The sequence below is a fragment of the Bacteroidales bacterium genome (assembly GCA_023229505.1).
GTDB lineage: Bacteria > Bacteroidota > Bacteroidia > Bacteroidales > JAGOPY01 > JAGOPY01.
Map to the genome: position 1 here is coordinate 1 of JALNZD010000067.1, position 11719 is coordinate 11719.

At 41.0% G+C, this 11719-nt stretch carries 15 protein-coding genes and 1 pseudogene; all 16 read left to right on the forward strand.

Annotated features, from left to right (window positions below):
- The first annotated feature begins 181 nt into the window (after positions 1 to 181).
- The 16 genes and pseudogenes from M0Q51_16170 to M0Q51_16245 all read left to right on the forward strand — a co-directional run bounded on the left by M0Q51_16170 (position 182) and on the right by M0Q51_16245 (position 11392).
- A complete protein-coding gene (locus M0Q51_16170) occupies positions 182 to 679 on the forward strand; it encodes an ArsR family transcriptional regulator (GenBank protein ID MCK9401515.1) in 498 nt (165 codons plus the stop codon).
- Between the two features lie 188 nt (positions 680 to 867).
- Entirely contained in the window at positions 868 to 2064 is a 1197-nt protein-coding gene (locus M0Q51_16175; protein ID MCK9401516.1) for an AAA family ATPase, read from the forward strand.
- A gap of 238 nt (positions 2065 to 2302) precedes the next feature.
- A complete protein-coding gene (locus M0Q51_16180) occupies positions 2303 to 3043 on the forward strand; it encodes a PDDEXK nuclease domain-containing protein (protein ID MCK9401517.1) in 741 nt (246 codons plus the stop codon).
- 374 nt (positions 3044 to 3417) lie between these two features.
- The gene (locus M0Q51_16185; GenBank protein MCK9401518.1) at positions 3418 to 3831 is read left to right on the forward strand and encodes an ATP-binding protein; all 414 of its coding nucleotides are present in this window, start codon (positions 3418 to 3420) and stop codon (positions 3829 to 3831) included.
- The gene (locus M0Q51_16190) at positions 3822 to 4631 is read left to right on the forward strand and encodes a hypothetical protein (GenBank protein MCK9401519.1); all 810 of its coding nucleotides are present in this window, start codon (positions 3822 to 3824) and stop codon (positions 4629 to 4631) included. The genes M0Q51_16185 and M0Q51_16190 overlap by 10 nt, the downstream gene beginning before the upstream one ends.
- A gap of 198 nt (positions 4632 to 4829) precedes the next feature.
- Positions 4830 to 5036 carry a four helix bundle protein gene (locus M0Q51_16195; protein ID MCK9401520.1) on the forward strand — a complete coding sequence of 69 codons (207 nt, stop codon included), beginning with the start codon at positions 4830 to 4832 and terminating at the stop codon, positions 5034 to 5036.
- A 101-nt stretch (positions 5037 to 5137) separates the two neighbouring features.
- Entirely contained in the window at positions 5138 to 5527 is a 390-nt protein-coding gene (locus M0Q51_16200; GenBank protein MCK9401521.1) for a DUF1016 N-terminal domain-containing protein, read from the forward strand.
- 7 nt (positions 5528 to 5534) lie between these two features.
- The gene (locus tag M0Q51_16205; GenBank protein MCK9401522.1) at positions 5535 to 6023 is read left to right on the forward strand and encodes a DUF1016 domain-containing protein; all 489 of its coding nucleotides are present in this window, start codon (positions 5535 to 5537) and stop codon (positions 6021 to 6023) included.
- Positions 6024 to 6249: 226 nt separating this feature from the next.
- Positions 6250 to 6750 carry a hypothetical protein gene (locus M0Q51_16210; GenBank protein ID MCK9401523.1) on the forward strand — a complete coding sequence of 167 codons (501 nt, stop codon included), beginning with the start codon at positions 6250 to 6252 and terminating at the stop codon, positions 6748 to 6750.
- 71 nt (positions 6751 to 6821) lie between these two features.
- A complete protein-coding gene (locus tag M0Q51_16215) occupies positions 6822 to 8039 on the forward strand; it encodes an ATP-binding protein (GenBank protein MCK9401524.1) in 1218 nt (405 codons plus the stop codon).
- Between the two features lie 167 nt (positions 8040 to 8206).
- A pseudogene (locus M0Q51_16220) lies at positions 8207 to 8422 on the forward strand (UDP-N-acetylglucosamine 2-epimerase (non-hydrolyzing)).
- Positions 8423 to 8662: 240 nt separating this feature from the next.
- Positions 8663 to 8845: a hypothetical protein gene (locus M0Q51_16225; GenBank protein ID MCK9401525.1), complete on the forward strand. Its 183-nt coding sequence runs from the start codon at positions 8663 to 8665 to the stop codon at positions 8843 to 8845.
- A complete protein-coding gene (locus tag M0Q51_16230) occupies positions 8818 to 9165 on the forward strand; it encodes a type II toxin-antitoxin system RelE/ParE family toxin (protein MCK9401526.1) in 348 nt (115 codons plus the stop codon). The genes M0Q51_16225 and M0Q51_16230 overlap by 28 nt, the downstream gene beginning before the upstream one ends.
- A 335-nt stretch (positions 9166 to 9500) precedes the next feature.
- Positions 9501 to 10118, forward strand: a complete 618-nt coding sequence (locus tag M0Q51_16235) for a hypothetical protein (protein MCK9401527.1) — start codon at positions 9501 to 9503, stop codon at positions 10116 to 10118.
- Positions 10115 to 10897, forward strand: a complete 783-nt coding sequence (locus tag M0Q51_16240; protein MCK9401528.1) for a nucleotidyl transferase AbiEii/AbiGii toxin family protein — start codon at positions 10115 to 10117, stop codon at positions 10895 to 10897. Before M0Q51_16235 ends, M0Q51_16240 begins: the two co-directional genes overlap by 4 nt.
- Before the next feature lie 237 nt (positions 10898 to 11134).
- Positions 11135 to 11392, forward strand: a complete 258-nt coding sequence (locus M0Q51_16245; GenBank protein MCK9401529.1) for a hypothetical protein — start codon at positions 11135 to 11137, stop codon at positions 11390 to 11392.
- Positions 11393 to 11719: the final 327 nt, after the last annotated feature.

Consider the following 11719-nt stretch of genomic DNA (forward strand, 5'->3'; position numbering starts at 1 on the left):
CGGCCAACAGCCAAAAGCCAGAAAAAACCATGCTCCAATGAAAAAAAATCCCACAAACACTTGCTTTTTTCAAAACATTGAGTACTTTTGTTACTCGTTTAGTCTTCAACCAATCGTGTAATCATACCATAACAACCCTATGCTCGAAGCCCTGATCACCTCAAAGACGCGTATCAAACTGATGTTGAAGTTCTTTCTGAACATCAACAGCACCGGTTACCTGCGTGGCCTCGAGCCTGAGTTTGGCGAAAGCACCAATGCTATCCGTATAGAACTCAACCGCTTCGAAGCCGCCGGCCTGTTACAAACCGTATTGGAAGGGAACAAAAAGATCTACCGCGCCAATATCACCCATCCGCTCTTCACCGATATCAACCGTTTGGTGCGTAAATACATCGGCGTTGACGATATCGTCAATCAGGTGATTAGCCACTTGGGAAAACCCGAAGCGGTTTATCTGGGAGGAGAACTGGCCATGGGTAACAATAGCCGGCTGGTAGAACTGATTGTTGTGGGCGATCATATCGATCAGGAATTCCTGAACCAGGGCTGCGCTAAAGCCGAGAAACTCATCACCCGCAAGATTCAGGCAAGCATCCTGACCATTGATGATTTTAACAAACAAAAGGACGTGCTTTTACAAAAAAAGTTGCTCCTGTTGTGGAAAAACATAGACTGATCAGGTTTTAGGGTTAGTCATCTTATTGATTGATTTACAGTATCTTATCCAACAAAGGATGGGACTCAGGGGGCGAAGCTGTGAAATGAAAGGTTGAGGTTTTTTTTCAAAAATGCTTACCCGGTTAAACAAATATTTACTATTATTGTATAGTCTGATAAACAATAATTTCATCACATTGCACTGAAATGGAAACCCTTTTTGAGAAATTCCAACAACGACTGGACTGGGTTGAAACCCGGTTTGTAAGGAGTGTGATGGGCGAAATAAACTGGAATGGACGACTGATCGGCATAAAGGGAGCAAGAGGTGTTGGCAAGACAACCCTCTTATTACAATATATCAAACTCCGCCTCAGCGATCAGTTAGATGCAACCCTTTATGTAAGTCTCGATAACATCTGGTTCAGCCACCACCAACTGTCAGACCTTGTCGATGATTTTGTTAAAAAGGGAGGAAAATTCCTCTTCCTCGACGAGGTGCACCGTTACCCCGATTGGTCACAGGAACTCAAAAACATTTATGACGACTATCCAGGCCTGCAGGTAGTGTTCACCGGCTCCAGCCTGCTGCAAATCCTCAACGCCCGGGCCGACCTGAGTCGACGCGCTACCGTTTATGCCATGCAGGGACTCTCGTTTCGTGAGTACCTGAACATGAACAAAGGTACAGATCTACAAACCTTTACACTTGACCAGATACTGCATGATCATTCCCGTATTGCAAGGCAAATCAGCCCTGTTATCAAACCCTTACAGCATTTTTCAAACTATCTTAAGACAGGATACTATCCTTTCTACAATGAACTGCCTCAACTCTATTTTACACGACTCGAAGAAGTTGTCAACATGGTACTCGACATTGAATTGCCACAGCTTCGTGGCCTCGAAACTGCTTATATACCCAAAATCAGGCAATTGCTGCAGATCATTGCCGAGTCAGCCCCTTTTATACCGAACATCAGTAAGTTGAGCCAACGCATCGGCATCAATCGTTCAACCTTGCTTTCCTATTTATTCTATCTGAATGAGGCGCACCTGATCCGATCACTCTACAGGGATGCTTCAGGAATTACCCGACTGCAAAAACCTGATAAACTTTATCTCGACAATACCAATATGATCTATGCTCTTTCACCGCACAGCATCAATACAGGTAACCTGCGCGAAACGTTCTTTGCCAACCAGTTGAAAGTTCACCATAACGTTGAATATGCAAAGGAAGGCGACTTTACGATAGATTCAATCCACACATTCGAAATCGGTGGAAAAAACAAATCAGCCCGGCAACTTCCACCAGATCATAACGCATGGATAGCCGCTGACGACATCGAATACGGACACGATCATAAAATACCCCTTTGGCTGTTTGGCTTTCTTTATTGAGAAGCGGGAGTCGGAAGTCGGTATAATACTCCCCAAAATTTAAACAACTGGTTAAGTTGAAAAAAAATAACTTTAACGGTGGGACAGTGAAATAGTGGAACAGTGGAACAGTGACATGGTGACATGGTAACTTAGTCACCCAGTCACACAGTCACCCAGTCACCCAGTCACCCAGTCACCCAGTCACCCAGTCACCCAGTCACCCAGTCACCCAGTCACCCAGTCACCCAGTCACTCATTGAATACTGATCTAAAATACGACGATTACAAAGATTTACTGCGGCAGGTTGTCGCAGAAATCAAGTCAGCCCGTGTTACTGCTGCCCGGAAGGTAAATCGGGAAATGATCATGTTATATTGGAGTATCGGTAAGCTGATAGTTGAAAAACAGTTAACTCAAGGATATGGCCAATCGGTGGTTGAACGATTAAGTGATGACTTGAAAAGTGAATTTCCTGATTCGACCGGATTTTCATCAAGAAATCTCTGGGATATGAAACGGTTTTATGAAACTTATTATCATCAGGATGAGATTCTGCGACAAGTTGTCGCAGAATTGCCCTGGGGGCATCACTTGCTGATACTAAATAAAACTAAGCAAACAGAGGAAGCTGCATATTATATTAAAAATGCAATAGAATTTGCATGGAGTAGGGACATATTGCTTAATCAGATAAAATCTGATGCCTTCACAAAACATAAAATTTTACCAAAGCAGCATAACTTTTCAAAAGCACTCCCGGAGCATTTGCAGGAGCAAGCTGATGAAATGTTGAAAAGCAGGTACAATCTTGGATTCCTTGATATAGAACGCCCGATCCTTGAACGTGAATTAGAAAAACGGCTTGTTGAAAAGATCAAACATTTCATGCTGGAACTTGGAAAAGGATTTTCTTTCATGGGAAACCAATACAGATTAGTGCTGGAGGGTGACGAATATTTTGTCGACAGTGGAATTAGCGCTAAGGGATGTGAATAAACCAATTGCAGTTTCAGAGTATCAATTAAGAACGCTTTTGCCCGATAGAAAACAGCTTCGTGAAATAATCCTTGAAGAAATAAACAAGCACAACCTGGAACAACTGAGCAGTGGAACGGTGGAATAGTGACATGGTAACATGGTAACTGGGTAACTTAGTCACCTTGTCACACCCAGTCACCCAGTCTCATGGTAACTAGGTAACTGAGTAACAAGGTAACAGGGTAACTGAGTAACAAGGTAACAGGGTAACTTGGTAATTTATTCAATTAGTCACCATGTCACCTAGTCACTTAGTCACCTTTTCTTCCAGTCACCCAGTCACCCAATCACCCAGTCACCCAGTCACCCAGTCACCCAATCACTCAGTCACTATGATACCCAAAGAAGAATCACAACAAGTAGAATTCAAATTGATCTGGAAGGATGAATATTTGAAGCAATTATGCGGATTTGCTAATTCGCAGGGTGGTTCGATGTATTTTGGGGTAAATGATCATGGTAAAGTTGTTGGTCTTCAGAACACAAAAAGATTACTTGAAGAAATTCCGAATAAGGGAGCAAATCTAATGGGAATAGTATTGCATGTGGATTTGCTTTTTGAGAATAGTCTCCCTTATTTATTGCTTAAAGTGCCTCAAAGTTCACAACCTGTTAGTCTGCGAGGTAAATATTATGTAAGAAGCGGTTCTACAACGCAAGAACTAAACGGTTTTGCTTTGCAGAATTTCTTGTTGAAAAGGCTTTTGCCTCTGACCCCATGCGATTTTTTCCTTCCATGTCTGTAAAGATTGGACGATTTGTCAGCGAAACCAATATTGTTGTTCAGGATGTCATTGAGAGCAACCTGTTTACAACTATTGAAAATGTGATGGATATTTTAAAAACAAAATATCTGAAATCAGTTATTTCGTATAAGGGAATACACCGTGAAGAGCAGTTGGAATATCCGGTCAGGGCTTTACGTGAAGCGATCCTGAATGCCCTGATTCATCGCGATTACACAGGCGCTGTCACTCAAATACGCGTGAACAACTATAGCCTTGAAATCTGGAATGCCGGTTTGCTACCCGAAGAATTAAAAATAGAAATGCTGTTCGAACAGCATGCTTCAATACCCCGTAACAGAAGCTTAGCCAATTTATTTTTCAGGGCTGGTTATATAGAGTCATGGGGGAGAGGCACTATTGCGATAGCTCAGGAATGCAAAGAATATGGATTACCAATACCATCATTTAGTGAGCAATTCGGTGGTTTTGCCATCGACTTTTATAAACCAGAGCAAGTTACCCCCCAAGTTACCCCCCAAGTTACCCCCCAAGTTACCCCCCAAGTTACCCCCCAAGTTACCCCCCAAGTTAATGCATTGATTGGCGTGGTTGAAGGGACGATGACAAGGGAAGTATTACAGGATTTGCTCAGAATATCAAACAGAAAATATTTCAGGGAGGAATACATCAAACCCGCTTTAGAGCTGGATTTAATTGAGATGACTATACCCAATAAGCCCAATAGTAAAAACCAAAAATACAAGCTTACACCCAAAGGGAGGCTCTACCTGAAGGGGATTGGTTCAGACAAAGTATAAAAGAAGCCTTAAACACATTGGTTCAGCCAAGGTTGGATACTGGGTTTTGATGGAAAAGTAGACGACCCGTATCCACTCACCCACGCACCTGCAAGCGCCTTGAAGCGTTCACCCAGTCACCCAGTCACCTCTGGAAAGTGGAACGGTGGAACGGTGGAACAGTGAAACAGTGGAACAGTGAAACAGTGAAATGGTGAGATGGAAAAATTGAAAAGTTACAGGGAGTTTATTCAATTCCTCTATGTGTCAAACGGCTCTTTATCAGAATTGGAAACCCAACTTGAAATTGCCTTCAGATTGGGATACATTACTGATCCTGAACCCTGTGACAACCGGATCAAGCACGTCAGAAAAATGCTGGTCAACCTGATACGAGTGCTAAACCAAAAACTCAACAGCACATGATAGTGGAACAGTGGAACAGTGAAATAGTGGAACAGTGATTTCACCGTTTCACCCAGTCACCCAGTCACCCAGTCACCCAGTCACCCAGTCATTAAGGAATCATGCTGAAAAATAAAATAACCATAAGCAATATTTCACAGCTGACTTCAATTATTGAAGAAACTCATAAGTATTTTGCTTTGCATGTGCAAAAACAGGTGAATATTGCCTTAACATTAAGAAATTGGCTAATTGGATATTACATTGTGGAATATGAACAAAATGGAACCGACAGAGCAAAGTATGGGAAAGCTCTGATTAATAGCTTGTCTGCCCAATTGAAACAAAGAAACCTAAAAGGGTTTTCAGAAATTGCTTTACGATTGAATCGTTCATTTTATCTGGCCTATCCTCAGATTCAACAGACAGTGTCTGTCGAATTCCCATCACCTGATAATCAGTTGGATATAATTCAACAGACAAGAAAAAGTAGCTGCCAAAGACCTTTTTAGAAATCCGTTGATACTTGAATTTCTTGGGCTTGAAGAGAAATCAGAATACAATGAAAGTGATCTGGAACAAGCAATCATTGGTCAATTGCAAAAATTCCTTCTCGAAATAGGGCGGGGTTTCTGCTTCGAAGCCCGTCAGAAACGGATTACTTTTGATAATACTCATTACCGCATCGATTTAGTATTTTATCATCGTATTCTAAAATGTCATGTCCTGATTGATTTGAAAATAGGTGAATTTTCACATGCGGATTCGGGACAAATGAATGTTTATCTCAATTATTATAAAAATCATGAAATGAATCCAGGTGACCATCCGCCAATCGGTATAATTATGTGTGCATCAAATAACGAAAATCTGGTAAAATATGCTACTTCCGGTTTATCACACCAGGTCTTTGTTTCAAAATATATGATAAACTTACCAAAAGAAGAAGAATTGAAAAAAATAATACTCGAGGAACAGGCAAAGTTGAAGAAAGGCCTGGAACAGTGAAACGGTGGAACAAGGTAACAGGTAACTGGGTAACAGAGTAACTTGGTAATTTATTCAATTAGTCACCAAGTCACCAAGTCACCTTGTCACCAAGTCACCTTGTCACCTTGTCACCTAGTCACTTAGTCACCTTTTCTTCCAGTCACCCAGTCACCTTGTCACCAGTCAGCAGTCAGCAGTAAATACTTATAAAATTCCCCATACTTCTGAAATAAAAGTTTCATCGTTGCTTAATAAACTGGAAAAATTCAAAAAAGATTATTTCGAAAATGGAATTATTCCGGATCTTTCTATTTCCTTTGACAGGAACCTGTTCAACACTTTTCTCTGCTATATTGATCATCAATCATTTTTCCCGTTTAAATTGAAAAAAAATTCAGATGATCGTGGTTCGTTTGTTGAGACGATAAAGCTAAACAGTGGTGGCCAGGTTTCATTTTCAACCACTGTGCCCGGCATCACTCGTGGAAACCATTTCCACACCCGCAAGGCCGAGCGCTTTGCCGTCATTAAAGGCAAAGCCAGGATACAACTGAGAAAGATCGGAACAAATAAAATAATGTCTTTTGATTTGGATGGTGTGCAACCATCATTTGTAGATATGCCGGTATGGTATACCCACAACATCACCAACACCGGGGATGAAGAACTTTATACCATCTTCTGGATCAATGAGTTTTTTGATCCGGATGATCCTGATACTTATTTTGAAGCGGTGGAAAAATAATAAGGTCATAACCATAAAAACATGAACAATAGATACTACCTTTGTGGTTATAACCCTATAAATTCATCTTTATGATCAGAAGGGATTTATATTTAAACCAGCTTTGCGGCTTTATTGATAAGCCGTATATCAAGGTTATTACTGGCATCCGGAGAAGCGGTAAATCCGCCATTCTCCAGTTGCTGAAAGATGAATTGCTGAAGAGAGGAATCGGGGAAGAAAATATTATCCACATCAATTTCGAAAGCTTTGAATACACTGATGTTGATAATTCCGACAAATTGTACTATTTTATCAAAGCTAAAATTACCAATAATCAGCGATACTATATCCTGCTTGATGAGATTCAGGAAGTCCTATCCTGGGAAAAGGCTGTGGATGCTTTTTTAGTGGATATCAATGCTGATCTTTTTATTACGGGTTCCAACTCCCGGCTATTATCGTCGGAACTGGCTACTTACCTGGCAGGACGATATGTAGAGATTCACATTCACACACTTTCCTTTGCCGAATACCTTCTTTTTAAACAGACACGCACTCACAAAGAGGATAAGGATATCTATCGTGAATTCGGGTATTTTTTACGCCTGGGTGGATTTCCGGTACTTCATACGGCAGAATACACACTGGAAACAGCTTATAAGGTAGTATTCGATATCTATTCTTCCGCTATCCTGCGAGATACTGTGCAAAGGTTTAATATTCGTGATGTAGAACTTCTGGAACGTGTCGTTAAATATGTATTTGACAATGTGGGTAATAAATTCTCGGCAAAAAACGTCGCAGATTATTTCAAAAGCCAGCATCGGAAAATCGACCTCAATACCGTATATAATTATCTGAATGCTCTTGAGGGAGCTTTTATTGTGTACAAAATACCACGCTATGATGTAAAAGGGAGAGAGATACTTAAAACTTTCGAAAAATATTATGTAGGTGATCAGGCACTCTTGTACGCCTTGATGGGCTATAAGGACAGACTGATTTCAGGGGTTCTGGAAAATATCGTGATGCTTGAGCTTCAACGAAGAGGATACCGCGTGTTTGTTGGAAAATCGGATGACAAAGAGATTGACTTTATTGCCGAATTAAAAGAAAGAAAAGTTTATATTCAGGTTGCTTATAAAATGACGGAACAAACCACGATCGATCGTGAGTTTACCCCCTTGCTCGAAATCAAAGACCATCATCCTAAATATGTAGTAACCATGGATGAAACCTGGAAAGACAATATTGAAGGTGTTCAACATAAGCATATCGCCGATTTTTTACTGATGAACGAATATTAGTTTGAAAAACTGTGGAACGGACTTAATAGAAGTCTCTAAGTGCTGTAAAGCTGATACTTATCTAAATAATGCCATAGCCTGCGTAAGAAATTAATCCGCGTAAATTTGTCGCAACTTGTCCGCCCTTCGGTGGATCCGTATCATTCGCGTTCTATATAAAATAATTTATGCAAAAATCACAACTTAAAGTCTTAACAGTAGTGGGCACACGCCCGGAGATCATCCGCCTTTCCCGCACCATGGCTTTGCTCGACCAATACCTGAACCACGTCATCGTGCATACCGGGCAAAACTACGATTACGAGCTCAACGAAATATTCTGGGAAGAACTTGAGCTTCGTAAGCCTGATTATTTCCTTAATGTGGATACTTCATCATTGGGATCAGCCGTTGGCGATAGGTAACTAGGTAATTGAGTAACAAGGTAACAGGGTAACTTGGTAATTTATTCAATTAGTCACCAAGTCACCAAGTCACCAAGTCACCCAGTCACCCAGTCACCGTTTATATATCTAACGGTTCCTTGCCGGAACTGGAAACAGTAACGAAAGAAAAAGAGCACCTTTGGTTTTCAACAACCCACTAATTTTGTATCTTTACACTTTCATTATCCAAGGTCTGTCATGAAAGTTATAAAAACAAAAGATCAAAAAAAAGAATCAAAAAACTGGACTTTACCTGGTAATACGCTGAGTCAGGATGAATTCATAGCTGGGATACGAAAAGCTGAAAAAGGTCCGTTTCATACCATTCAAGAGTCAATGGAACACTTTGAACAATGGCTGAAATCGAGAGAAAAGAAGTAAGAATCTCAGAACAGTTTGACCTTGACATTATATCCCTGTATACTTACGGAGAAGAAGTATTCGGGTCCATTGCAGCAAAAAGTTTTATCGCAGATATATACAGCAGGGTATGGAGTTTGGACAGGATGTACCTTCTTCATGTGGAATGTAGACATTTGCCTACAAAAAATAAAATCTATCGCAATATCATTTTAGGTTCCTACCTGATAATTTATAGAATAAAAGCCGGGTACGTTGAAGTCCTTCGAATTCTCCATTCACATTCAAGTATAAGAAGAATAAAGAGCTCCCGGCAAATAAGGCCAAACCCGGAAACCTGAAACCAGTCACCCAGTCACCCAATCACCTAGTCACCCAGTCACCTAGTCACCAAGTCACCATGTCACTCATTCACACCCAGTCACCCAGTCACCTCTGGAAAGTGGAACGGTGGAACGGTGGAACAGTGAAACAGTGGAACAGTGAAACAGTGAAATGGTGAGATGGAAAAATTGAAAAGTTATAAGGATTGGGAAATGTAGAATTTAGCAAATCTAACAGCTCCACCATTCCCCTCCCCCGGGTGGGGGAGGGCCAGGGAGGGGGCTGAAGTCATCCAGTCACCCAGTCACCCAATCACAATTCTATTTTTCCGTATTTTTGCAGAAAAACAGAAATGAATTATCAGGAATTTCGTAAAGCTTTTTTTGATCTGGCTTGTTTTACTCCCAACCAGGTATATGCCTGGCAGCCGGGTTTTGATAAGAACAACCTGCTAAACTGGGTAAAGAAAGGTTCGCTGATCAAATTGAGAAATGGCTTCTACAGTTTTCCTGAATACCTGGCCGAACCCGGTTTTGAACTTTACATTGCCAACCGTATTTATCGGCCTTCTTATATTAGCCTGCACTCGGCCCTTTCCTTCTATGGAATGATCCCTGAAGCAGTCGTGCAGATAAGCAGCGTGACATCCCTTAAAACAGCGGGTTTTGTGAATCCTTTTGGCAGCTATTCATATAAAAGCATCCGGGCTGAGCTGATGTTCGGATATGATCTGAAGCCTTTTTCAAAAAGCCGGAGCCTGCTGATTGCCCAAGCTGAAAAGGCCCTGCTCGACTTGCTGTATCTGAACCCGTATTACGACAACAAGGAAGAAATGGAGGCATTACGTCTTGACGAAGATTTTATGCAGGATAGTCTGAACGTGGAATTGCTGAGGGATTATACGGCCAAATTCAGGAACCGGGCATTGGGAAAAAGGCTTGAGTTGCTTATAAAAACGTACGGTTTATGATTCAGGTAGAACAGATCAGAAACTTCTTTCCCCCGCTGATCCGCGATAATCCTGCACACCAGAAGTATTTGGTAAAAGAATATATACAGCTTCTAATCCTCGATTACCTGGCAACAACATCCTTTATCCGGAAAATGGCATTCATTGGAGGCACAAACCTGCGGCTAATCAAGGGGATAGACCGCTTCTCGGAAGACCTGGATTTTGATTGCAAAGACTTTACACAAGAAGAATTTACGGAAATGACCGATGCTGTTCTTCTTTACCTGCAACGCTTTGGTCTGAATGTAGAAGCCCGTGATAAAATCAGCGATAAACTCAGAGCATCCAGAAGAAATATCTATTTCCCCGGTTTATTGTTCGACTTGAATTTATCGGGATACAGGGAGGAGCGCTTTTTGATTAAAATTGAATGCCAGGATCAGCATATTGAATATACACGGCAAACGGTGAACATAAAAGGATGCGGTTTCTTCTTCTCATTTCCGGTCCCATCCGATGAGGTAATTTGTGCAATGAAGATTTCGGCCTTGCTTTCGAGGAGTAAAGGGCGCGATTTTTATGATAGCATGTTTTTATTGGGGCAAACCACTCCTGATTACAACTTTCTTGCAGCCCGTAACGGGATCCATAATCTTTCAGAACTAAAATCAGCATTGACATCTTTATTTGCAAAAATAAATTTATCGCAAAAAGCCCGGGATTTTGAACATCTTCTTTTCGAAAAAAGAAACAGCGAACGTATCCTAAGATTTAAGGAGTTTGTTGCAGAATTGTAGTATGACCGGGTTTTTCAATTCGCTGGTGGAACGGTGGAACGGTGGAACGGTGGAACAGTGAAATAGTGAAACAGTGATACAGTGATACAGTGAAACGGTATGGAAAGAAAAAGTTATAATCTGTGGTTTTATAATAGTACAAATGTCGTATGAGACACTTTTTGTATTATCTTAAAGCACCAGCTATCACCTTTATCATTTAAACTTGATCTGGATACGATCCTGGAAGAATTGCTTTTGCATGAACGAAACTACCTGGAAAAACTTTGGGAAGAAACATCTAAAAGACGGGAGCATCGCCTGGTCGTCCTGAAAATAGCAGAAGACGCCAGTTCTCTTTATTCCAGGATTGATTATAAAAGCATCAATGTTTCCCGAACCCTGAAAGTTCTGAAAGGGATAGGACTCATTATTAAAAATAGTGATGAGCGGTATATTCTTTCTGATCCATTATTTGCACTGTGGATCAGGAAAAGAGTTCTTAAGACTCAATGATGTGGAATAGTGATACAGTGAAATAGTGAAAAGGTGAAATGGAAAAATTGAAAAGTTATAAGGATTGGGAAATTGAGAATTTAGCAAATCTAACAGCTCTAACGTTCCCCTCCCCCGCATGTCCCCGCGTACGCGGGGAACAGGGGAAGGCCAGGGAGGGGGCTGAAATCACTGTTCCACCGTATCACCAATCACCAATAGCCAAAGGCCAACGGCCAAAAGCCATTAGCTGTTAGCTGATTAATTCGCTTCTTAAACATATAAGGATGTATGTTTTAAAATTTTTTATCTTTGTAAAAACAGAAAAATATGGAAACCTTAATTATC